This is a genomic window from Marinobacter lipolyticus, from assembly GCF_018424605.1.
Lineage (GTDB): Bacteria > Pseudomonadota > Gammaproteobacteria > Pseudomonadales > Oleiphilaceae > Marinobacter > Marinobacter lipolyticus_B.
Genome location: NZ_QTKT01000004.1, coordinates 128,696 through 151,941, shown reverse-complemented (window position 1 = coordinate 151,941; position 23,246 = coordinate 128,696). Strand labels below are relative to the sequence as shown.

Annotated in this window: 22 protein-coding genes; 12 read left to right on the top strand and 10 right to left on the bottom strand. The window is 63.2% G+C overall.

Annotated features, from left to right (window positions below; all coding sequences use genetic code 11):
• Positions 1–85 precede the first annotated feature (85 nt).
• Positions 86–1,060: an META domain-containing protein gene (locus tag DYI22_RS07610; protein WP_213477459.1), complete on the top strand. Its 975-nt coding sequence runs from the start codon at positions 86–88 to the stop codon at positions 1,058–1,060.
• Here the strand turns inward: DYI22_RS07610 and DYI22_RS07605 are convergent.
• A complete protein-coding gene (locus DYI22_RS07605; RefSeq protein ID WP_213477458.1) occupies positions 1,039–1,887 on the bottom strand; it encodes a substrate-binding periplasmic protein in 849 nt (282 codons plus the stop codon). The two genes, DYI22_RS07610 and DYI22_RS07605, sit on opposite strands and share 22 nt — an antisense overlap.
• Before the next feature lie 136 nt (positions 1,888–2,023).
• Between DYI22_RS07605 and DYI22_RS07600 the strand changes: the two genes are divergently transcribed.
• From DYI22_RS07600 to DYI22_RS07550, 11 genes are all read left to right on the top strand, one after another.
• The gene (locus tag DYI22_RS07600) at positions 2,024–3,124 is read left to right on the top strand and encodes a M14 family zinc carboxypeptidase (protein WP_213477457.1); all 1,101 of its coding nucleotides are present in this window, start codon (positions 2,024–2,026) and stop codon (positions 3,122–3,124) included.
• A 2-nt stretch (positions 3,125–3,126) separates the two neighbouring features.
• The gene (locus DYI22_RS07595) at positions 3,127–3,861 is read left to right on the top strand and encodes an alpha/beta fold hydrolase (RefSeq protein WP_213477456.1); all 735 of its coding nucleotides are present in this window, start codon (positions 3,127–3,129) and stop codon (positions 3,859–3,861) included.
• Between the two features lie 87 nt (positions 3,862–3,948).
• Positions 3,949–4,566, top strand: a complete 618-nt coding sequence (locus DYI22_RS07590; RefSeq protein WP_213477455.1) for a glutathione S-transferase family protein — start codon at positions 3,949–3,951, stop codon at positions 4,564–4,566.
• A 2-nt stretch (positions 4,567–4,568) separates the two neighbouring features.
• Positions 4,569–5,195: a DUF4202 domain-containing protein gene (locus DYI22_RS07585; RefSeq protein WP_213477454.1), complete on the top strand. Its 627-nt coding sequence runs from the start codon at positions 4,569–4,571 to the stop codon at positions 5,193–5,195.
• Between the two features lie 71 nt (positions 5,196–5,266).
• A complete protein-coding gene (locus DYI22_RS07580; RefSeq protein ID WP_213477453.1) occupies positions 5,267–5,971 on the top strand; it encodes a response regulator transcription factor in 705 nt (234 codons plus the stop codon).
• On the top strand, positions 5,968–7,317 hold the full coding sequence (locus DYI22_RS07575; protein ID WP_213477452.1) for a histidine kinase sensor domain-containing protein: 1,350 nt from the start codon (positions 5,968–5,970) through the stop codon (positions 7,315–7,317). Before DYI22_RS07580 ends, DYI22_RS07575 begins: the two co-directional genes overlap by 4 nt.
• A gap of 101 nt (positions 7,318–7,418) precedes the next feature.
• A complete protein-coding gene (locus tag DYI22_RS07570) occupies positions 7,419–9,392 on the top strand; it encodes a TonB-dependent receptor domain-containing protein (protein ID WP_323132891.1) in 1,974 nt (657 codons plus the stop codon).
• A gap of 14 nt (positions 9,393–9,406) precedes the next feature.
• Positions 9,407–10,549 (top strand): ABC transporter substrate-binding protein, encoded by a 1,143-nt coding sequence (locus tag DYI22_RS07565; RefSeq protein WP_228300881.1) that lies wholly within the window; start codon positions 9,407–9,409, stop codon positions 10,547–10,549.
• The gene (locus DYI22_RS07560) at positions 10,546–11,643 is read left to right on the top strand and encodes a FecCD family ABC transporter permease (protein WP_213477450.1); all 1,098 of its coding nucleotides are present in this window, start codon (positions 10,546–10,548) and stop codon (positions 11,641–11,643) included. Before DYI22_RS07565 ends, DYI22_RS07560 begins: the two co-directional genes overlap by 4 nt.
• Positions 11,640–12,416 carry an ABC transporter ATP-binding protein gene (locus DYI22_RS07555; protein ID WP_213477449.1) on the top strand — a complete coding sequence of 259 codons (777 nt, stop codon included), beginning with the start codon at positions 11,640–11,642 and terminating at the stop codon, positions 12,414–12,416. The genes DYI22_RS07560 and DYI22_RS07555 overlap by 4 nt, the downstream gene beginning before the upstream one ends.
• A gap of 48 nt (positions 12,417–12,464) precedes the next feature.
• Entirely contained in the window at positions 12,465–12,755 is a 291-nt protein-coding gene (locus DYI22_RS07550) for a DUF2218 domain-containing protein (RefSeq protein ID WP_213477448.1), read from the top strand.
• Here DYI22_RS07550 and DYI22_RS07545 read toward each other — a convergent pair.
• From DYI22_RS07545 to trpD, 9 genes are all read right to left on the bottom strand, one after another.
• Positions 12,725–13,594, bottom strand: coding sequence for a sugar phosphate isomerase/epimerase family protein (locus tag DYI22_RS07545; protein ID WP_213477447.1), 870 nt, complete (start codon positions 13,592–13,594; stop codon positions 12,725–12,727). The genes DYI22_RS07550 and DYI22_RS07545 overlap by 31 nt on opposite strands.
• The gene (locus DYI22_RS07540) at positions 13,591–14,616 is read right to left on the bottom strand and encodes a DUF6005 family protein (RefSeq protein ID WP_228300880.1); all 1,026 of its coding nucleotides are present in this window, start codon (positions 14,614–14,616) and stop codon (positions 13,591–13,593) included. The genes DYI22_RS07545 and DYI22_RS07540 overlap by 4 nt, the downstream gene beginning before the upstream one ends.
• Positions 14,616–14,876: a phosphopantetheine-binding protein gene (locus tag DYI22_RS07535; protein WP_213477446.1), complete on the bottom strand. Its 261-nt coding sequence runs from the start codon at positions 14,874–14,876 to the stop codon at positions 14,616–14,618. Before DYI22_RS07535 ends, DYI22_RS07540 begins: the two co-directional genes overlap by 1 nt.
• Positions 14,876–16,186 (bottom strand): AMP-binding protein, encoded by a 1,311-nt coding sequence (locus tag DYI22_RS07530; RefSeq protein ID WP_323132890.1) that lies wholly within the window; start codon positions 16,184–16,186, stop codon positions 14,876–14,878. The genes DYI22_RS07535 and DYI22_RS07530 overlap by 1 nt, the downstream gene beginning before the upstream one ends.
• Before the next feature lie 7 nt (positions 16,187–16,193).
• Complete coding sequence (locus tag DYI22_RS07525) at positions 16,194–17,942, bottom strand: IucA/IucC family protein (RefSeq protein ID WP_213477652.1); 1,749 nt, start codon at positions 17,940–17,942, stop codon at positions 16,194–16,196.
• The gene (locus DYI22_RS07520; protein WP_213477445.1) at positions 17,929–19,761 is read right to left on the bottom strand and encodes an IucA/IucC family protein; all 1,833 of its coding nucleotides are present in this window, start codon (positions 19,759–19,761) and stop codon (positions 17,929–17,931) included. The genes DYI22_RS07525 and DYI22_RS07520 overlap by 14 nt, the downstream gene beginning before the upstream one ends.
• A gap of 74 nt (positions 19,762–19,835) precedes the next feature.
• Entirely contained in the window at positions 19,836–21,221 is a 1,386-nt protein-coding gene (locus DYI22_RS07515; protein ID WP_213477444.1) for an MATE family efflux transporter, read from the bottom strand.
• Between the two features lie 10 nt (positions 21,222–21,231).
• Positions 21,232–22,044, bottom strand: a complete 813-nt coding sequence (trpC, locus tag DYI22_RS07510; protein WP_213477443.1) for an indole-3-glycerol phosphate synthase TrpC — start codon at positions 22,042–22,044, stop codon at positions 21,232–21,234.
• 162 nt (positions 22,045–22,206) lie between these two features.
• Positions 22,207–23,235 (bottom strand): anthranilate phosphoribosyltransferase, encoded by a 1,029-nt coding sequence (trpD, locus tag DYI22_RS07505; protein WP_213477442.1) that lies wholly within the window; start codon positions 23,233–23,235, stop codon positions 22,207–22,209.
• Between the last annotated feature and the right edge of the window lie 11 nt (positions 23,236–23,246).

Below are 23,246 nucleotides of genomic sequence, written 5' to 3'. Positions count from 1 at the left end.
CTTTCTATCGGTAGCGTAATGAAACAGGGAGGCGTGTCCATTCTAGAATGCACGTCAGCTTAAATTGAAACTCAGGGAAAGACCTATGAATTTGCACAAAACCGGACTGTCTGCCGTGGTTGCGGCGGGTGTGATGTTGTCGGCCGGCTGCGCGTCAACCGGCGGGCACAATGGGCCCGCGGAGCTGCCGGCAACGCGCATGCACTGTGGTCAGGCCACGATTGAGCTGGACTATACACCGTCGACCGGGCTGCTGGCGCTGACCCACAGCGGCACGCGATACCTGTTGGCACCGCGGGAAAGCGCGTCCGGCGCGCGGTTTGTCGCCAGTGGCGACGACAGCACGGTTTTCTGGAGCAAGGGCGACAGGGCAAATTTCACGGTGAACGGCGAGGAGCTTCCGGAGTGTCTGGTGGCCGGAGCGCTGGAGTCGCCTTTTACTGCCAAGGGTAACGAGCCTTTCTGGCATGTGACCGTGGTGGGCCGGGAACTGACCCTGAGCCGCATGGGTGAGGCCACCGAGACCCTGTTTTCCCGGGTGGTTGAGCGCAGTGACCGAGGGCAAACCATTCGTGCCGAGCGCGAGGGCCTGGAAGTGGAGGTCAAGGTGGCGGCGCAGTTGTGCGAGGACTCGATGACCGGCATGCCATACCCCAACCAGGTGCGGCTGAGCGTGAATGGCGACGAACAGGTCGGCTGCGGCGGCGATCGCAAGCGGCTGTTGCGGGGTGCGGAATGGGTGGTCGAGGATGTCGGCGGTGGCGGTATTATTGATGCCTCCCGGGTGACCATCGAATTCCTCGATGAAGAGCGCGTGGTGGGGCGAGGCTCCTGTAACCGTTACATGGGGACGTGGAGCCTGACCGGCGAAGGGCTTGCATTTGATCGTATGGCCAGTACCCAGATGGCCTGTGCGCCGGCGCTGATGAACCAGGAGCAGCGGTTTCTCGAGTTGATGGCGGAGGTCACCCGTTTCCGCATTGGCCAGCACGGGGAGCTGATCCTGAGCACCGCCAATGGCGAGACCTTGAAGGCGTTTCAGTCTTCCGACAGGCCATAGGCCGACAGGATTTGCGCCATGCGGCCGTTTTCCCGGAGCTCCCGCGTGCCCCGGGAAAGCATCTCGGCCAGCTCCGCGGATCTGGCGTTGCTCGGTGAGAAGGCGATGTAGCTATCGGTTTTCTGGAGCAGGCCGCCCTGGCGCAGCGAATGGATGTCGGTGTTGACTCTCTGTGCCCAGGTCATCACGTACACGTCCTCGGGGAACACATCGGCCCGGTGCTGGTCCAGCAGGTTAATTGCCCGGTTCAGGGGCGAGGGGCCGGCGAGCATCCACACCCGGGTCGGTTCCTCGGCATGGCGGGCAAGGTACTGGTCAAGCTGCTCCGAATAGGAGTAGCCATTGATGGCCAGCACCGTCTGGTCGTGCAGGGATTCAATTCCATCATAGACCCAGTCGCTGTCCGCCGGTGTGTACATGGCGATTTTGGATCGCCCCTGGGGCTCGGCGGGGAACACGAAGTCGGGAGCGTCGGTAACAAACGCCCCCACCACGGCGTCGAGCAATCCGTCGCGGGCCATCTGCAGGGCCCGTGCCCAGCTGACGTTCAGATATTCGACCTGATAGCCCGCCCCCTCGAACACCTCCCGCGCGATATCCAGCATGTAGCCCTCCTGCTCGCTGCCGGCCTTGCAGTTGTGGGGGCACCAGGGGTCTGCGCCAATGGTGATTACCGGGCGGGACCTGGCGCTCGCGCTGGCTTCTGGCGCGGGCAACGCCAGTGCCTCCGACGGCGGGTGTGGCGTTTCTGCCGCGGGCGGTGCTTCAGAGGGGGAGCAGGCGGATAGCAGTACCCCGAGAAGTAGAATCGAAAAAGCCCTGACCATGACATCAAACCGTAATCGCCGCGGAGTGCGGCCAGATGTCTATCATAGGCCGTTCGGCATTCTTTGTATTGCACCTGTCAAATAGTTGCAGCATTTGGCTGGCACGCTGGAAGGTCGCGACCGACCGGAGCCGACCATGACCGAGCTGAAAGACCTTACGCCGCATTCCGCCATTCCCGCCGAGCAGGCAACCCGCGACCGCCGGCAACGCCACCTGCTGCGCACTTTCCTGCCGGAACTGGTGTCGCTGGAGCGTACACTGGCGGAGGCGCCGGCGCAGGTCACCTCGCAGGTGGTGGACCGGGTCGACATGGGCACACTCTCGCTGCCGATCTATCGGGTGGATCTTGGCACCGACGCCGCCGACGCCCCGGCCCTCCTGCTGGTGGGCGGTGTCCATGGCCTTGAGCGCATCGGCAGCCAGGTGGTGATGGCCTGGCTGCGCAACCTGCTGGCACGGCTGAGCTGGGACGACTCACTGGTGCGGCTGCTTGAACGGGTGCGTATCACCTTTCTGCCGATACTGAACCCCGGCGGAATGTACCTGAACCAGCGCAGCAACCCCAACGGTGTCGACCTGATGCGCAATGCGCCCATCAAAGCCCAGGATCGCAGTGCCTTCCTGCTGGGCGGGCAGCGAGTGTCAGCCCGCCTGCCGTGGTACACCGGTGATCCCGACGCCGCTATGGAAGTCGAGAACCGGGCGTTGGAGACGGTCATTAACGCGCTGTTGCCCGGCCGCCCCTTCAGTGTGGCCCTGGATTGTCATTCCGGCTTTGGCTGGCAGGATCAGATCTGGTTTCCCTACGCGTATCGCCGCCGCCCAATGCGGCGTATTGCCTCGGTGATGGCGCTGAAGCTGATCTGGGAACAGGCCTGGCCCGAGCACAATTACCGGTTCGAGCCCCAGTCCCGCCATTATCTGACGCACGGTGATCTGTGGGATTATTTCTACAAGCGGGTGAATCGCGACAGCGCCGGTACCTTCATCCCCCTGACCCTGGAGATGGGCTCCTGGCGCTGGGTGCGTAAGCGGCCGCGGCAGCTGTTCCGTCTCGACGGCCTGTTCAACCCGCTGGCGCCGCACCGCCACCGGCGCGTGCTGAGAAGCCATCTGGCGTTCATGGACTTCCTGCTCAACGCCACCGCCAGTTATTGCAACTGGTTGCCGGAAGGCGCCGAGGAGTCCATGCTCAGAGAAGCGGCCATCATGCACTGGTACAGGGACAACCAATAACCATGCACTGGATACTTCTGCGGGGCCTGACTCGGGAACAGGCCCATTGGGGCGAATTCCGGGAACAGCTGGAAGCGGCGTTCCCCGAGCACCATTTTCATCCGGTCGATCTGCCGGGCACGGGCGTGCATTTTCGCGATCCGTGCCCCAACACCATCACCGGCATTCGCGAGAAGGTGCAGCGGCAGATCAGTCACATTCCCGGCCCCTACGGCATCCTCGCCCTGTCGATGGGCGGAATGGTCGCGCTGGATTGGGCGCAGCATGCGGCGGAAGGGGAGATTCAGGCCCTGGTACTGATCAACACCAGTTCGGGCTTCAGTCCGTTCTGGCAGCGGATGCGGCCGGGCGCCTGGGCGCGAATCGTAAAACTGCTGACGCGGCGGGAACTATTTGACCGTGAGGCGGACATCCTCAGGCTGACCTGTAACCGCGATCCGGAGCTGGCCACCATCAAGCACTGGTACAGCATCCAGCGCCAGCGCCCTGTCGCAATGAACGCCGCGCTGCAGCAGCTGCGGGCGGCGGTATCGTTTACCCCGCTCAGCCACCGTCCGCTGCCCGATGCGCTGCTACTGGCCAGCAAGCGCGACCGTATCGTGCACTGGCGCTGCAGCGAGGCACTGGAGCAGCGCTGGCAATGGACCTTCAACCTGCACCCGGACGCCGGTCACGACCTGCCGCTGGATGATCCCCAGTGGATCATCACCCACATGCGGCAATGGCTGGCACGCTGAGACTGGTTGCTTGACGCAACTGTCCTTTCACGTCAGTCTCTGGGGAATTTTCCGACGTGATCAGTCTCAGCCAGGGAGTCAAAAACAATGAAAATTTTTGAAACCAGAACCGCCCCGAATCCGCGCCGGGTCCGCATGTTCATGGCCGAAAAGGGCTTGCTGGACAAAGCCGAGTTTGTGGAGATTGATATTGAAAAGGGCGAGAACCTGACGCCGGAATTCGTGGCCAGAAACCCGATGAAAAAGGTTCCGGTGATGGAACTGGATGATGGCACCCCGGTGGCGGAAACCATGGCGATCTGCCGTTTTTTCGAAGAGAGTTATCCGGATGCCCCGAAACTGCTGGGGGAAACTGCGCTGGAAAAAACACTGATCGAACAGTGGCTGCGCTGGATCGAACTGTATTTCTTCATGCCTACCGGGATGTGTTTCCAGCACACCAGCGGTTATTTCAAGGATCGCATGAACCCGATCAGGGAATGGGGAGAAGAATGCGGCGTGGGCGTTGAGAAATTCATGCATTTCCTCGACAAGCAGCTGGAAGGTAAGGAATACATCTGCTGCGACCGGTTTACCGCGGCCGATATCAACGCCTTCACCACCGTGGCATTCGCCCGCGTTGTCAACATTCGCATCAAGCCAGAGCAAACCCACCTCCGGGCATGGTTTGACCGCATCAAAGCCCGGCCGTCCGCGCAGGTATGAGCATGACCACGACAACCACGCCGTCGGCCAGCTTGACCTGTGCCCTCGCCGCCATCGATCGCGCCAACGCCGCCGACCCCCATCAGGAGCGGGTCGGGGACGAGTGGCTGCCGAAGGAGCTTGCCTACAGTGAGCATATGACCCGCTGGCTGTTCGCCCTCGAGCCGCAACCTTCCGAGCGCATGCAGATCGCCTGTCGCGCCCAGCACATTGAGCGCTGGACGATGCCCCGTACTGAGTTCCCGGAAGGCCGCAAAGCCTATTACCAATGGCGGCAGGCCTGTGGTCGGATGCATGGCCAGCGTGCGGCGCAGATTATGGCGGAGTGCGGATACCCCGAACAGGAATGCGAGCGGGTGGAAATCATTCTGACCAAGCGGCAGCTCCGGCAGGATGACGACACCCAGCTGCTCGAGGATGTCGCCTGCATGGTGTTCCTTGAGCGATATTTCGCGGATTTCTACGAAGAGAAAGCGGACTACGACCGGGAGAAGTGGCTGCGTATCGTCCGTCGGACCTGGGGCAAGATGTCGCCTCGGGGGCACGAAGCGGCGTTGACGTTGGCCACCAGCCTGCCCGCCCACCTTCTGGAACTGCTGCAGGAGGCGCTGGCGGAACCCGAGGGTTGATGCAGAGTTGCCAGATGAAACTTGCTCGCATATGATAATGTTTATCATATGAGTCGGGCTCGGACGCTGGCATGGCAACCCCAGAACAAAACACTCCGCGGATACTGGTCATTGAAGACGACCGCACACTGAACGGACAGATCACTGGGCTGCTCGAAGCCCAGGGCTATCAGACTTTTCCGTGCTTTGAGGGTGAAGGCGGGCTGATGTCAGCGCTTGGGCAGCGCTTCGATCTGATCCTGCTGGACGTGCTGCTGCCCCGGCTCAACGGCTTTGAGCTGCTGTCGCGGCTCCGCAAGACCCATCAGACGCCGGTGATGATGCTCACCGCCTGCGGCGCCGAGGAAGAGCGGATTCGCGGTTACCGTGGTGGCGCCGACGATTACCTGCCCAAACCGTTCAATTTCACCGAGCTGGTGCTGCGCATTGAAGCGTTGTTGCGGCGTACCCGGGGTGCCAACGATCAGCGGGTCGACCCCGACCGGCTCCAGGTGGGTGAACTCGCTATGGAGCGGCCGGGGGTGACAGTGGCATTTGCCGGCACGCCGGTCACGCTGACCCAGATCCAGTTCCGCCTGCTGTGGATTCTCGCGCGGCAGCAGGGCGAAGTGCTGAGCAAGCCCTATCTGTATCAGGTGGTGCTCGAGCGTGAGTTCAGTCGTTATGACCGCAGTCTGGACATGCACCTGAGCCGCGTGCGCCGCAAGCTGGTGGAGGCCGGCATGGCCCCTGACCGACTGCAGACGGTTCACGGCAAGGGGTACTGCTTCCTGTGAATCTGCGGCTGTTCTGGAAGCTCTGTGGCACGCTTGCGCTCGGCACGCTGATGCTGTTCTGGACCATTTCGTTTCTCGGCACCGAGACCGAGCAGCAAATGAGTTTCATCGCCGAACCCCATCAGCAAACCCTCAAAGCCTGGGGGCACAAGGCCGAACAGCTGTATCGCTCGGGTGACGAGGCGGCGCTGGAGGGCTGGCTCCAATCACTGCAGCAGCAGGAGGATACCTGGGCCGCCGTGGTCCGATCCGATGTCCGCCCGTTGGCGGGGTCTTCGTTGTCCGATCAGTTTCAGCGCGGGTTCAGGCTTGGGCGCAACGTCGAGTGGAAAATCCACCTCTATTTCGAAGAGAACCCGATCATGGATATGACCTTTGCGGACGGTCATACCCATTTCCTCGTCACCCTTCCTCAACGTATGCGGCCCGGGGCCTATCTGCCGGGGGCCAAACTGATGCTGAAAGTGGCGCTGCCGCTGGCGGTGCTGGTGTTGCTGTGCGTGGTGATCTACCGCCATGTGATGGCGCCCCTGCGGCAGCTGGAGGCCGCTACCCGCCAGTTCAGTGATGGCAACCATGGCGTGCGGGTGCGCGCGCTGATGGGCGCACGCAACGACGAGCTGGCGACACTGGCAGAGACCTTCGACCAGATGGCCGAACGCACGGGGGAGCTGATCCTGACCCAGCGCCGGCTGATTGCCGAGCTGTCCCATGAGCTGAGAACCCCGCTGACGCGGATCGACATGGCGGTTAGTTGCATGGAAGAAGGGGTCGACGTCCAGCATTTCGTGCCGCGCATCCGCAGTGACTGCGACGCCATGCGCAGTCTGGTGGAGGATACGCTGACTCTGGCCTGGCTGGAAAACGAACAGCCAGGCCTGCACGACGACAGCCTGGACCTGATCGATCTGCTCGACAGCATCCTCGAGGACATCCGGTACGAATACCCTGATCACGAACTCCGCACCCAGCTGCCCGACTGCGCCCCGGTGACCGACAGCAGTCACCGGGCGCTGTCACAGGCGCTCGAGAATATCCTGCGCAACGCCTGTAACTACACCGCCCCGGGTGGTCGGGTGGTGGTAACGGTGAGCAGCGAGGCCGATGGCTATCGCCTGCACATTGATGACGATGGGCCCGGTGTTCCCGAATGCCATCTGGATCGGATCTTCCAGCCGTTCTTTCGCAGTGCTGACGCTCAGGCGCGGCAGCCCGCCGGGCACGGTCTTGGCCTGGCACTGGCCAGGCGCCAGGTGAGCGCCGCAGGTGGCCGGCTGCACGCCGAGAATCTAGTCGCGGGCGGGTTGCGCCTGGCGCTTTGGGTACCCCGGTGCCGGGCTGCCTGAATGCGAGCGTGTAACAAATGTAAAAGTATTTCACTTTGTTCATGTGCTAAATGAGAATGTGCGCCAAATAGGAATCATTTGCAGTAAATTCTGGAGCGCACGTGACTACAAAGACTCATCACCACATCCCCCGCAGTGCCCTGTTTGTCGCCATGGCGGCGGTCACAGCCAGCCCGCTGGCCATGGCCCAGGAAGAGACCCGATCACTGGAACCGATTCAGGTGACCGCAGAGCGTGAAACCGCCGGAACCGACGCGCGGGTTACCGCCGAGACCCTGGAAAACTATCAGGCGGATGACCTCGAGGACGTGTTCGCGGGTCAACCGGAGGTTGCGGTGGGCGGCTCTCTTGGCATCGCCCAGAAAGTCTATGTTCGCGGTTTTGAAGATACCCTGCTGAACGTTTCCATCGACGGCGCCGGCCAGGGTGGCAGCCTGTTCCATCACACCGGACGTCTTGCCATCGAGCCCGAGCTGCTCAAGCAGGTGGAGGTGCAAACCGGTGCCGGACGCGCCACTTCCGGCCCCGGAGCGTTGGGCGGTGCCATCCGCTTCGTCACCAAGGACCCCGAAGATCTGCTGCGCCCCGGTGAGCAGGTCGGTGCACTGGTTCGGTTCGGTACGTTCAGCAACAGTGATGGCTATAAGGTCAATTCGACGCTGTTTGGCCGCCTGAGCGATCGTTGGACCACGTTGGTTTCGGTTAGCCAGAGTGACCACGAGCGGTTTGAGGACGGTGACGGTAATGAGATTGCCGGCACCGACGCCCGCCAGCAACTGGGCTTTGCCAAGCTGGTGGGGCAGTTACCGGGTGATCAGACCCTCAAACTCAGCCACGAAGTGCGCACCGATGAAGGTGAGCGTCCCCAGCGCCCGCAGTGGGTGGTCAGTGGGTTCAATTCGCTTTACGACCTCGACGGCCGCCGCGATACCACCACCCTGAACTATGGCTTCCGGCCTTCCGGCGTGCCCCTGCTGAATCTGGACGCCACGGTGTATCACAGTGAAAACGACATCGAACAGAACGTGGAAGACCGCTGGGGGCGTTATTTCGGTTTTGCCCGCAGCGTGGGTGGCGATGTCCACAACACCAGTTACGTCGGCGACCTGACGCTGATCTACGGGGTGGATTACCGGGAAGACAAGGTCAACGCGGGTTATGCCGATGACCGTCGCGCCGAAGAAGAAACTGCGGATGTGACCGGCGTATACCTGCAGAACGACTGGGACCTGACCCGCAACCTGCTGCTCAGTGCCGGCGTGCGCTATGACCGCTACCAGCTGGACGACAACAGCGACCAGCGCTTTGAAGAAGAGGGCGTCAGCCCCAATGCCAGCGTCAGCTGGGAGGCCGTGGACGGCCTGGTCCTCAGGGCCGGCTACGCCGAAGCCTTCCGCGGCCCGACCACCCACGACGCGTTCAAGCTGGAAGGCTCCAGCAACGATCCGGACCTGGAGGCGGAAGAAGCCCGAAACACCGAGATCGGTTTCGATTACACCTATCAGAACTTCACGTTGGGTGGTGAGGTCTACCGCTCGCGCATCGACAACGCCATTGGCGATCCGCTGTTTGGACCGATTCGTTACGAGAACGTGGGCGATCTGGAGTCCGACGGCTACCTGATCACGACCGGCTACCAGTGGCAGCGCCTCAGCGCAGGCCTGAGCTTTCACCATAACGACGCCGAGATCGACGGCGCGCCGCTCACGGTCTATGAATTCAACGGCCTGGGTAACACCATCGGCGATACCTGGATTGCCGACCTTGCCTACCGCTGGGACCGCAATCTGGAGTTTGGCTGGCAGGGCCGGTTCGTACAGGGTATTGACGATCTGGAAACCTCTGTAGGCGAGATTGATAAGCCCGGTTACGGCGTACACGACCTGTTTGTGAACTGGCTGCCGACCGGCAACCGGGATCTGCGTGTGACCCTGACGGTCAAAAACGTGGGCGACAAGCAGTACATTGACCACGCCAGCAACGCCGACTATCAGCACATTCCCGACTACGAAGGCATTGTTGGCATGCCGGAACCGGGCCGTGACGTGCGGCTGGGTCTGGCGATGCGGTTCTGAGGTCCGCGATGCCCATGAAACGGATAACGGCCGCCCTGTTGGGCGGCTTGATGTTGCTGCAGTCCGGGCTGGCTGATGCTGGCCGAACCATCACCGATCTGGCCGGACGCACGGTCACCGTTCCGGAGCACGTGGAGCGGGTCGTGCTCGGCGAGAGTCGTTACATTCCCGCGCTGGCCATACTGGACGGCGATGGGGTGGCGCAGCGGCTGGCGGGCATGCTCCCGGATTTCGAGCAGACAGACCCTTCCGGATACGCGCAGTACCGTCAGCGTTTTCCGGCGATTGCTGAGGTGCCACGGGTGGGTCATACCTCCGCCGACAGTTTCAGTCTGGAGACGGTGGTGGCGATGGGCGCCGATCTGGCGATTTTCAGCCTCGAAGGTCACGGCCCGGCGGCCCGTAACCGCGAACTGATCGACAGCCTGGAGCGTGCCGGTATTGCCGTGGTCTTCATCGATTTCCGCCAGGACCCGCTGACGAACACGCCCAGGAGCATGGCATTGCTGGGCGAGGTGCTGGGTCGTACCGAGCAGGCCGAGGCGTTCAATGCCTTTTACCGCGCCGAGCTGGCAAAAGTTACGGAAGTTGTTTCCGGCATTCCCCGCAGCCAGTGGCCGGGGGTGTTCCTGCACAGCCGCGTGGGTTTGCACGACACCTGTTGTGAGACCATGGTCCGCGGCATGATGGGGCGGTTCGTTGAGGCCGCCGGCGGCCTCAACGTGGCCGCAGACCGGGTGCCCGGTGTCAGCGGTGTGCTCAATCTCGAGTATCTGCTGACCGACCAGCCCGACCTCTATCTGGCCACTGCCATCGGTTCTCCCCATTACGCCGAAAGCGGCAGCGCGCAGCCCTATGTGGTGCTGGGAGCCGGTGTGGATGAGACCGCCGCGCGCCGTTCCCTGGCCAGGGCGACCGCACGCCCGGGATTGCGGGCCTTGACGGCCATTCAACAGCAGCGCACGTTCGCCATCTGGCATCATTTCTACAACACGCCGCTGAACGTGGTGGCGGTGCAGGCGCTGGCGCGCTGGTTTCATCCACAGGCGTTCGCGAACCTCGACCCGCAGCAGACTCTGGAAACGTTTTACCGCCGTTTCCAGCCCGTTGAACTCGACGGCACCTATTGGGTCGAGCTGGCGGAGCCGGCCTCATGAACCGGGACAGTCCGGGCGCGGAACTCAGTCTAACCACGGCCACCGCTGACGAAGGCGGCCTGGCGCACCAGTACCGTCGATTTGTGCTGCGCCGGGTGTGCTGTCTTGTGGCGCTGGCGCTGGCGACGGTGTTGGCGCTGCTGGCCGACATCGCCAGTGGACCGTCGATGCTGGGCCTGGCGGACGTTCTCCATGGCCTGCTGAACCCGCAGGCCGTGGACGCCGCCACCCGCGTTATCATCGAGGACATACGTCTGCCCTATGCGCTGATGGCCGTGGTGGTGGGGGCCTGTCTGGGCCTGGCCGGGGCCGAGATGCAGACCGTGCTGAACAACCCCCTCGCCAGTCCGTTCACCCTGGGGGTTGGCGCGGCCGCGACCCTTGGTGCCTCCCTGGTGATTGTCTTCAATGTGTCCCTGTTTGGTCTGGCCGCCCACGTTCTGTTGCCGCTGTCAGCGTTCGTGTTTGCCGCCGCGGCGTCCTTGCTGATTCTGATGCTGTCCCGGACGCTCGGGGCTTCCGTGCATTCGGTGGTGCTGTTCGGCATTGCGTTGTTGTTCGGAATCAACGCGGTGGTGGGATTGATCCAGTTCGTTGCGGACGCCGAGTCATTGCAGCAGATCGTGTTCTGGACCATGGGCAGTCTTGCCCGGGCAACCACCGACAAGGTGGCGATTGTGACGCTGATCCTGGCGCTGTGCCTGCCGTTCTCCCTGCGCAACGCCTGGGCCATGACCCTGCTGCGCAGTGGCGAGGACCAGGCCCGCAGCCTGGGTATCCGGGTCGAGCGCCTGAGGCTGGTGGTGTTGATGCGGGTCAGTCTGCTGACCGCGGCGGCCATGGCGTTTGTCGGAGAGATCGGCTTCATCGGGCTGGTGGCGCCCCACATCGCGCGGTTGCTGCTGGGGGAAGATCACCGCTTCCTGTTACCGGGCAGTGCCCTGGCCGGCGCGGTATTGCTGTCGCTGTCGTCGATTTGCAGCAAGCTGCTGGTGCCGGGGGTGGTGCTGCCGGTGGGCATAGTCACCGCACTGGTGGGCATTCCCCTGTTCATGGCGCTGATTATTGGCCGTAGCCGGAGGGCCATACTGTGAGTCTGCACCTGAATCACATTACCGCCGGTTACCGTCGGCGTCCGGTCTTCCGTGATCTGTCCCTGGCGCCGATCCGCCCCGGTTCGCTGGTCGCGGTAGTAGGCCCCAACGCGGTGGGGAAATCCACGCTGCTCAAGTCCATTGCCGGGCTATTGCCGGTGGTCGGCGCGCTCACCCTTGAAGGGGAGGACATGACGGCCCTGAGCAGCGCGCGGCGGGTTCGTGACATCGGCTATTTGCCCCAGACGCTGCCCCAGGCCATTCCGCTGGTGGCCTACGAGACCGTGTTCAGCGCCTGCCGCGCCGCGCGGGCAGACTGGTCCCGCCAGCAGACCGAGCAGGCAATTGAAGCGGTGTTCGCAACTCTTGGGATTCGTGATCTTGCGCTGAGGAGCCTCGCGGAAATGTCGGGCGGGCAGCGCCAGATGGTCGGGCTGGCGCAGGTGCTGGTGCGCCAGCCGGGGCTGATGCTGCTGGATGAACCCACCAGTGCGCTTGATCTGCATTGGCAGTTGAACGTTCTAAACGCGGTGCACACCGCGACCTCGCAACGGGGTGCGATCGCCCTGGTGGCCAGCCACGATCTGAATCTGGCGTTGCGTTTCTGCGACCAGGTGCTGGTGCTGTCACCCGGGGGGCGGGCCTGTCTGGGGGCGCCGCAGGAAACGCTGACGCCGGAGCTGCTGGCGCAAACCTATGGCATCGAGGCGCGCATTGAGCGTTGTTCCCGCGGCCATCCCATTGTGCTGGCGGACCGGCCCCTTGCGGTGTGAGTGCCGGCGCCAGCTCTCGCAAACCAGAACCTTTCAGGAGAGGAAACCATGCAGACAATGATCGCCACCGTTGCCACCCCCGAACCCGGCCTGTTGATCAACCGGTTGTGCAAACATTTCAGCCACAAGATTGAGGCCAACTGGAGCAGCGACACCGGCCACCTGAGGTTTTCCATCGGCGAATGCCGCTTGTATGCAGAGGGCACTGCGCTGACGCTGGCCTGTCAGTCCCCCACCCATGAGGAACTGGAGGAGCTGGGCGAGGTGGTGGCCTCGCATCTGGTGCGGTTCGCCCGCGGGCATGTGGATCAGGTGGCGTGGCAGGCCCGCGGGGCCTGAGCAACGCTGGCCCCTCCGGTTAGCTCCGCCCGTAGTTGGCCCAGGTCGTTTTGCAGTACCCGCTGGCAGTCCGGCCCGAACCACTCCAGGGAGCCATCGAGGTTGCCGGCGTGGGGCTGACGTGCGAGAAAGGCCAACAGTGGCCGGTAGTCGCAGGCGCCTTCCATTACCGGCACCATGCCCTGGCGGCAACCGGCCGGGGAATACACGTTGGTGGGCGCGAACACCGGTAACTGGGAGCGCCGCTGAATGTTCTTGAAATGGAAGTGGCGCACCCAGGGCCAGAGCTGATGCAGGGCCTCCAGCGGATCCGCCCCCGACTCCCACACATGCAGCACATCGAAATTCAGCCCCAGGGCCGGGTGGTCCACGGCGGTGAGCAGGTTGATGGTGGCCTCCGGCGTGTCCGCCAGCGTGCCGGGGTGGGTCTCCACGATCAGCTCAAGCCCCTCGTCCGCCACGCACTCGGTTAACCGGCGCAAGCGCCGCGCCAGTGCAGACTGTTCGGCGGCGGTCAGCGCGGCGCTGGCTTGATGGCCGGCAAACGTTCGTACTTTTCCGGCGCCCCAGTGTCGGGCGATCCTGCAGAGCTGACGGGTGCGCTCCAGCGCCTGCGACTGGGCGCCCTCCAGCGGCAGATAGTCGCTCACCATGGGAATGCGCAGGCCCTGGGCGCGAATCCAGGCGTCATCGTAGGCGGGCTGGTTCTGCAGGTGGCGGGCGTGCACCCCCCAGAGTTCAATGCCATCGAACCCGGTGTGCCGTGCCCATTGCGCCAGTTCAGGCAGGGACGTCAGGTGGTGGCGGAACGAGATGGTGCACAGGTGTAACGGCATCATGGCATTGGCTCCGTGACGGGGGCCGACGACGCGGCCGGTTGAGCCGGCGGGTTGTCTGCGGGCTGGGCTTGCCACCATTGCTCGAACAGGTCGCTCAGTGCCTCTTTGATGCGGTATTCGCGTCGGTCCTGTTCGTCCAGCAGGGCGTCGACCGCGGCACCCAGTGCGGCGTTGTCTGTCATCGCCAGTTTCATGGCCCGGTATTGCAGCCGGGTGTAGGTTTTCACCAACTGGTCGACCTCTTCGCACCAGCCCTCGAACCAGTCATCGCCCTCAGCCTGACGGCCCTGGTCTTCCAGGAGCCAGGCAAAAGCGTGTTCGTAGGCGTACTTGCGAATCGCCATCACCGGAATCTCCCGAAAGGCCCGGGGCAGGTCGGCCAGCGGCTGCGAGGCGGTTGCTCCGAAATGGGCACGGAAGATGGCCCGCAACGCCTCGGTGAATGGATTGTGGTCCCGTTTCATGCACTGCAGGAAATAGGCGGCGACGGTTTCCCGGGGGGTGTGGCGGACATCCAGGCCGTCAAACACGAAGCCGCCGGCGGCGGACGGCGAGCGCACGGCATCCAGAATCCGGGCTCGCGGCAGTATGCCCTGCCAGCGGAAATCCGGGTCGGACATGAACCACTCATCGGGGTTGTCAGTGGTTTCCAGCATGACATAGTGCGGGAAGGGGTTCTGGTGAAACTTGTTTTCCCTTTCCGGCAACCGGTACAGGTCGAGCATCACCATCACGTGCTGGTGCTCCGTGCGGTTTTCCACCAACTCCACCAGCCGGGCGATGTTGGCTTCTTTGTCTGCGCCTGCGTCATACCATTCCTCGATGGTGATGCCGTAGAGCAGCCGGTACCAGTCACGGAAGCCTTCGTGGCGGGTGTGGGGCGAGTGGTAGGACAACCGGTGCTGGTCATCCACTGAAAAATCCGCGTCCCAGACGCCGAAGTAGAAGGGCCGGTGGTCGACCCCCGGTGTGCGTTTGATGATCTCGCACACACAACTGACAAAACAGTGCACCTTGATCATCAGACGGCCTCCGTATCCATGGGTTGCAGTAGCTGCTGCAGATCCGAAACGGTGGACAGCTCGCTGGCCAGCAGCGCCTCTTCGGGAACACACAGGTTGTGTTCGAGCTCCAGATGCACCAGCAGCTCCAGCAACATGATCGAGTCCAGGGCCAGATCCTCGTTCAACCGGGCGTTGGGGGCGAACGCGGCCACTCGCGCCGCAGGCAGATGCTGTCTCATCACCGCCGCAATGGCGGCCAGTTCGTTGGTGGCGGGCATCAGGAAATCACCTCCGCGCGGGTTTCCGGCTCAGGCTGTGGCGTGAGCAGGCGGCGGCTGATCTTGCCGTTGGGCAAGCGGGCGATCTGTTCAACCTGTTCGAGGATCACCGGCAACTGATGAGGGGATAGCTGGTCCCGGCACCACTGGCGCAGGGCCTCGGGGTCCAGTTCCTGGCTGGCCACGAAACGCAGGCAGACTCGCTCGCCGGCGTAATGATCCGGCTGTTTGTAGGCCACCGCGTCGGTGATGTCGGGGTGGCGAAGGAAGACATTCTCCACATCGCCGGGGTACACGTTGATGCCCGCCACGTTGATGGTGTCGTCCATCCGGGCCAGAAAATGCAGCTGGCCCTGTGCATCCAGATACCCCAGATCGCGGGTGTGGATGGGGGCACCATGGGCGCTGTTGATCGCAACGCGGATCTCGTCCGGGGCTTCGGCGCTGGCGCCGGCGGTAACGCTCAGGTGCGGCAGCACCTGGCCCAGCAGGCCGGCGTGTTGCAGGCGCGTGGTCAGGGCAATGCAGCCTGCCTCCGAGCAACCGTATTGCTGGCACACCCGCTGGCTGCGCTGGTTCAGGGTGTCCAGCAGCGGTGCCGGCAGAGTGGCGCCGGACAGCATCACGGTATGAAATGCCTGCGCCGGTGGCAGCATGCGCACCAGCAATGCCACCAGCGTGGGTGAGGCGTACAGCAGGTGTTCGGGGGCGTCCCGCAGAACCCCGAGTATGAAGCGGGGATTGAGGTTGGTGACAATCCGCGGTACCGCGTTCCGTCGCAGCCCGGCGAGAAAGCCACAGATCAATCCGTAGGAGTGGGTCACCGGACAGGCCACGATGGGCGACAGGCCGTTGGCCTCGGTGAAGAGCCCGACGTAACTTTCCAGTTCCCGGTCGATGTCGGTCCAGCGCCGGGCGATGGTCTTGGGATGGCCGGTGGTGCCGGAGCTGAGCTGAATCAGTTCGCCCCCCGGTGGCGGGCTGTCGTTGCCGGTTGAGGAAGCGGGATGGCAGTCTTCAAGTGTGGCGCCATCACCGTGCAGCAGGTAATGGCAGCCGGTGCTGGCGGCCAGGTCACGGGCGGCTGCCAGCGGCGTGCCCGGGTGTATGGGCAGTACGCTGCCGCCGTGGTCTTTGAGGTGCAGGCACAGAGCCAGCCACTGGAAACTGTCGTTGAGACACACCGCCAGGCGCAGCCCGGCCGGCGTTGCCAGCGGCGGGTGTGTGGCCAGGGCCGCAACGGCGCGGGCGCAGTCGTCGCGGGAATACGGGGTGTTGTCCACGAAAAACAGGGTGTTGGTGCGTGTCACAATAACCTCAGTGGTTACTCAAGGAATGGATGTGGATCGGGGTGGCGAGCGGGTTGGGAACCTCGTGGTGGCATTCCCCGGCGCCCGGGCCCCGTAATTTACGGGTAAGCAGGGATTCGGTGGCGATGCGGGTGCGGCGGTGATCCACCCGAGCCAGTCGGGCCGCCAGCTCCGGGTGACTCTGTGCGTACCCGTCCAGGCACTGGCTGACCAGCGCCCAGAATAGGGCTTCCGGAATCGCGTAGTGGGATTCGATCAGTCGTGCCAGTTCACTGAGGTTGAACACGAACAGCGTGTCCATCACCAGTTCCCGCAGCGCTTCCACCTGCCCCATGCGGTAGTAACGATCGTCCGGGGCGTCGTCGTAGAAGGGTTGGCGGGCCCCGAAGTGGGGGCCGTCGCAACCGGGCGGCAGAAAGTCCGCCACGTATTCAACGCTGTCGTGGAAGTCCCTCAGCATCAGCGCCACCGGCCAGCCATCGCGCATCACAATCAGGCTGTTTTGGGCGTGGGCCTCGACACCAATGCCGTGGGCGATCAACAAATGCCACACCGGCAGTACCAGGGTGCGGATCAACGCCCGCAGCCAGGGCATCACACCATGGTGCTGCAGCCAGGGATCGATGAACGGCAGGCTATCCACTTCCAGTGTCGCCAGTGCGTTCATCGGCACGGCACGTTCATTGCAGTGCAACTGGCGATCGATCCCCAGACGCCAGATGGCCCCCAGTTCCCCCGCCAACGCGCATTGTTCCCCGGGCTGGCCGCCGTGGCCGGTGTAGATCAGGCTGGCGTACTCCGGTAGCAGGCGCAGCGGGTACCGTTCGGTGAAACGATCGTCACCGGCGACCGTCGTTTGCAGCCAGCGTGAAATACTCGGCGCGGACGGCACCGAATGCGGCTCCAGATGGCGACGGGATGAGGTGTTGCCAATGCCCAGAGAGACCTTGATGCAGGCCGCCCCTGGCCGGCTGACGTTGAACAGCGAACGCAACGACTGGCTGGCCCGGTAGCGATCCCCAAGCGGGCCCAGGTGCCGCACGTCGCCCCGGGACAGCGCCGGCGCCAAGTTAGTGGCTTGCAGGTTCCGCCATTGCCAGGGGTGCAGTGGCAGGGCGCTGTGGTCGTGCCAGTTGGCCCCTACGCGGTTGAACGCGGCGCGCAGCAGGTAGGCGGTTTCGGTACCCAGCTCCCGCTGCCAGAAGGTCTCTTCTGCCACTGGCCATTGTGCCAGGCACTGATCCCGGCGAACGGCCACCCAGTGCAAGCGGAAGCAGCGGGCGGATTCGGGACCGTAATGCAGCTGATCTTCACGACTGAAACCGCAGCGGGCTTTAAAGCTGGGATGGTACGGATGCCCCTCGTGCAGCGCGCTGTCCAGCGCCTCGGCAGAGAGGCTGCGGCGATCCGGGTGGGGTGGGCAGATCAGGCTGTTGGCGATCGTTGCTTGCAGCTCCTGCAGCAACGCGGTGCGGTGTGCTTCTGCGGCGGGTAATTGCTCGGACAGCAGCGTCAGCTTCAGCGGCACCGCGCGGCCATTGTGCCTCAGCGTCAGACTCGCCATGTCCAGCTCATTACGGCCGAACCCACGAATTCGCCCCAGGCATTCGCCGTTGAGCTGGCCCAGCCGGAAGTGCAGCCACTGCCAGGAACTGTCGGTTTTGTCGGTGTAGCGCCAGGGAATCAGCCCCTCGAACAGCAGGGCTTCCAGCAACTGGCGCACGACGCGGCGGGTAACCGATTCAGGCGACATCATGGTGACGCGGGCCCGCGAGTTGACGTTCCCGGGGTGAGTTCCGGTCCGCAAGGGTCTTGTGCAGGGGGTTGCGAATGCTGGTGTACACCGCCATTTCCAGTTCCGCATTGAGCTCGTCGACATCGTGAACGCGGGTCAGCAGGTTGCCCTTGTAGGGCAGGCGGGCATCGCTCAGCAGCATGGCCACCAACGGCCGCGCCGGACCCTGAAAGCGGTCCAGCCAGTTTTTCAGGGCGTGACGCAGCAGATCCAGCAACTGGGCCTCCTCCAGCAGGCCATCCTCCCCAAACCGGGCGATCACCGAGAACAGCTGGTTGACCACCAGGTAATAACAGAAACGATCGCGGATCATGGCATCCCGATAGAACAGCTCCGGCGTATCTGACAGGTCCGGGCAGAGCGCCTCCAGCTCCTCGCGCCGGCTTTCCGACAGGTAGTAACCCTGGTTGTCGCGGTAATAGTAACGGGAGGGGTAGCCGGAGCTCAGATCCAGCAGACTGTTCTGCTGGTGGGCTTCGAGAGCGATGCCATGATCATCGTAGAGGCGCAGGGCCGGTTCTATCGCGCAGTCGAGGTACTGGCGAAACCAGTCGCGGCTGACCGCCGCCAGGCTGCGGCTCTCGTTCAGCGCCAACCCTTCGATCAGGGTGCGTAAACGCGAGGTATGATTGGCCAGAGGTGGCTGGGTCAGGGCGGCCACCGACAGGATGCCCCGGTCCTGGTGACGATGGAACGGGTTGTCCCGCAGGATGACTTCGAAACCGCTTTCCCGCCGCCCCGGCAGGCGCACCGTCAGGTAGGCGGGATCCTGAATGATGTGGAACCCGGTTTCCTGGTCGAGAAAGCCGGTCTGCTCGATCAGCCGCGCCATCACCACGCCGGCGCGGAGTTCATGGTGTTTGTTGACCCGCAGCGAGTTGGTGACCCTGACCGGGATGGAAAATTTGAGCATCCAGTCGCAGTCCTCGCAGTACAGCGTGCGAACCGACGAGGTGGCGGTGAAGGCCGGTCCGAGCGGGCCCAGGGGCTGGATGTCGCCACTGGCGATGGCTGCCATTACCTCGGGCTGGCACAGTAGCCATTGCGCCTGCAGCGGATGCGCGGGAACCAAGACCCGATCCGCGGGAAGCTTCAGCGGGCCCCTGCCACGGGCGACGGTGGTCTCCACCATGGCCGCGGCACTGAGGTCGCCGTGCGCGTCCTGGGTCACCAGGTTCCGCTGCACGGAGAAGAACTGCAGCTGGAAGCGGCCGGCCAGCTCGGGGGCGTAACTGGCGTGCTGCCACTCCGCCAGACCCTGTCGGCTCTTGGGCGTGGGGTGGGCGGTGTGGCCGAACAACAGGGATTGTTCACCGTCGATGAAACGGTCGGAAAGCAGGAGGGGATCGGCCTGGCGGGCGGCGATGTAACGCGCCATCACCTGATAGCTGTCAGTCAGCCGGTAGAACAGCTCCAGTTCCCGTGACCGTCGCACCTCCGGCATCATGCCGCCAATCAGCGTGTACAGTTCGCGCACCAGCATGAACATGGCATGCTCGGGTTCCAGCGTACTCCAGCTGAACCGGCCGGCGCTCCACAGCCGGACCTGGCCGAAGCGGTGACGGCCGGCTGCGGAAAAGTACAGCACATCCACCGCCAGCCTGGCGCGCTGGGTGTCCAGCGCAAGTTGGCAGACATGGGTTCCGCGGTAATGGCCGGAGCCGTCGTCTGACCAGTCTTCCGCTTGGCACCATTGCCCACTGTCCACTTCCTGCAGATAGCAGTGCAGGAACGCGCGGAAGCTGGCGTGTTCCGCGATGGCTCTGGCAGACGGTCCCATGGAGATACCCCGTAATGATGATTTGGGGTAAAGCTAAATGAGAATTATCCGCATTAAAACCGGTTTTACAAATTTTACATTTGAGCGGCCGCGGCGGGTGCCCTGCCCACCAGCCGATCAGGCCGGAAACGCAGGAACAGGCCCAGGGCGAGCCCGAAGGTCAGCCATTCTGCCAGCGGCAATGCGGCCAGCAACGGCCAGTGGGGGGCAAACTGGTGGATCAGCACCAGCAGCAGGGCCGGCAGTATCAGGCTGCGGGACAGCGCAACCGCCGCCGAGGGCAGGGGCTGGTGCATGGCAGTCAGGTAAACCGACAGCAGCACATTGAGCCCGTTGATGAGAAACAGCGGCCAGAGAATGGCCAGGAACCGATCCGCCAGCTGCGCGGTGGCGGCGTCCTCGGTGGTATCAAGAAACAGACGGATCAGCCCGGACCCCTGCAGCCAGACCAGCAACACCAGGGTGGCTCCCAGCCCGAGGATCACCGTGGCGCCGCAGATCATGAACTGGCGGATGCGGGCCGCGTTGCCGGCGCCGAGGTTGTGGCTGACCAGCACATGCATGGCGTCGGAAATGCCGTAAAACACCATCAGGCTCAGAAAAATCAGGTAATTGACCACGGTAAATGCGGCCACGCCGGTCACCCCCTGGCTGGACATCAGCAGCCAGTTGATCAGCAGCATCACCAGGCCCACCGACAACTCGTTGATCCACTCTGACACGCCGTTGGCGAAGGCGCTCACCACCTCGCGCCAGTTGCGCTGGCGCAGCCGGAAGCGCAACTGGCGCCGGGGCTTGAACGCGTACACCAGCAACACCCCCAGTTGCAGCAGCTGGGCCAGGCCGGTGGCGAACGCGGCGCCCTGAAGGCCGTAGTCCAGATAACCGACCAGCAGGGCATCAAGCAGGATATTGGCGCCGGCCCCCAGCACCAGGGCGGTGGTGGCGAGCACCGGCAGGCCATCCACACGGATAAAGTAATACAGCACCATCGCCACCAGCTGCACCACCATGACCCAGATAATCACCAGGAAATACTCGGACATCAGCGGGTAGAGTTCCGGCGAGGCACCGAGCACGCGATACAGCGGCTCGTGGAACAGCAGGCACAGCCCGGTGGCCGCCAGCGCCAGGGTAAAGGTGGCAATCAGGCACTTGCTGAAGACCGCCGACGCCGCCTCGGTATTGCCCTCACCCAGGTATTTGCCGGCCCGTACCGTGCCACCAATGGCCAGTGCCAGGGCCAGCCCGAACAGAAAAGTAAAATAGGGAATCAGCAGGTTCAGCGCGGCAAGGGCATCGGCACCGGCAAAGTTACCGATAAAAATGCCGTCGACAATATTGGCGGTGGTCAGCGCCAGCAACCCCGCCACCGAGGGCAGGGCATAACGGAAAAACACCGGCCAGTGGGGGCCGGTGAGTATCGGATTGGGGGATCCCTTGGCGGCCACTACATCCATGAGGGTTCCGTCAGCCGAACAGTTGCTGCAGTTTCTCTCCGGGCTCGGGCGCCCGCATAAACGACTCGCCCACCAGGAAGCCGAAAATCCCCCGATCGGTCATGGCCTCCACGTCACTCCGGGTCATGATGCCGCTCTCGGTAATCGTCAGGCGGTCCGCCGAGATCCGCTGGTGCAGATCGAAGGTGGTGTCCAGCGACACGTCAAAGGTGTGCAGGTTACGGTTGTTGATGCCCACCAGCGGGGTCTTCAGCGTGAGCGCATCGTCCAGTTCCTCGCCATCGTGCACTTCCACCAACACGTCCAGACCAATCTCGTGGGCAATACCTTCCAGTTCTTGCATCTGGTTCCGCGTCAGACAGGCAGCGATCAGTAAAATGCAGTCTGCCCCGATGGCCCGGCTCTCATAGACCTGGTAGGGCGCCACCATGAAGTCCTTGCGGATCACCGGCAGACTGCAGGCGTTGCGGGCCGCAACGAGGTAATCTTCGTGGCCTTGGAAAAAGTCCTTGTCAGTGAGTACCGACAGGCAGGCCGCCCCACCTTTCTCATAGCTTTCGGCAATGCGCTCGGGTTCGAACGGATCCCGCAGGATGCCTTTGCTGGGCGAGGCTTTCTTGATTTCCGCGATCACTGCAGGCGTTCTGGCCTCAATACGCGTGCGCAGAGCGTCAGCGAACCTCCTGGCAGGCGGCTGATCGCCAGCCATAGCTTTCAGATCTGCGATCGAAACCTGAGGCTTCCGCTCGTCGATCTCTTCCCATTTCCGGTCAACGATCTTCCGCAGAATGGTGGGAGTTTTGTCTAAATGTCTGTCAGTCATATCAGGCCCGTAAAATGTATGCGAGAGCCGGTGGGGAGACCTTTCCAAAACTGTCTGCAGCCATGGATGGCTGCAGCCAAGCCCTACAGGGACGTATTCACGGGCGTGTTTTGGAAAGGTCTCCCCACCGGCTCGTCCGGCTGCAAGCTCAGCAGGCCGGGGTTAGAAGCACTGAGAAAAATCAGCCAGTTCCGACATCTTGCCGGCTGCTAGTCCCGAGCCCATGGCATCGAGCGCCATGTCCACGCCTTCTTTGGCGGTCTTTGCCAGCCCGGCCACATAAATCGCCGCACCGGCGTTCAGGGCAATCAGATCCCGGGCCTTTTCGGCCATTTCATCGTGACCGCGGCCGAAGGCGGCACGGATCAGCTTCAGGGATTCCTCGGAGGAGTCCACCGCCAGGCCGACCAGGGTCTGGCTCTTGATGCCGAGATCCTCAGGCGTGACGTCGTATTCGGTGATTTCACCATTTTTCAGCTCCGCCACGTGGGTGGCGCTGGCCAGACTGATTTCGTCCAGGCCGTCCTTGGAATGCACCACCATGATGTGCTCCGCGCCCAGCCGCTGCAGCACCTCCGCCATGGGGCGACACAGTTCCCGGGTGAACACGCCGATCAGCTGACGTTTCACGCCGGCCGGGTTGGTCATCGGGCCGAGGATATTGAATAGGGTGCGGCAGCCCAGCTCCTTGCGGGGGCCGATGGCATGCTTCATAGCGCCATGATGGGCCGGAGCGAACATGAAGCCGACGCCGATCTGCTCCACGCAGCGGGCCACTTCTTCCGGCTTCATATTGAGGTTGATGCCGGCCTTTTCGATCAGATCGGCGCTGCCACTTTTCGACGACACGCCGCGGTTGCCGTGTTTGGCCACAAAACCGCCGGCAGCCGCCACCACAAACGAGGCGGCCGAGGACACGTTGAACAGGTTAGCGCCGTCGCCGCCGGTGCCGACGATGTCCACCAGTGGCTCCGCGTTCACGGTGACCCCGGTGGCCAGCTCGCGCATTACTTCGGTGGCGCCGGTGATTTCATCGATGGTTTCGCTCTTCAGGCGCAACCCCATGAGAAACGCGCCGATCTGGGCGTCGGTGGCCTCGCCGTTCATGACGATGCGCATCACGTCCTTCATTTCCTCCCGGGACAGGTCCAGGTTGGAGGCAATGCGGTTGAGAGCTTCTTTCATGTCCATGTGTCGGCCTC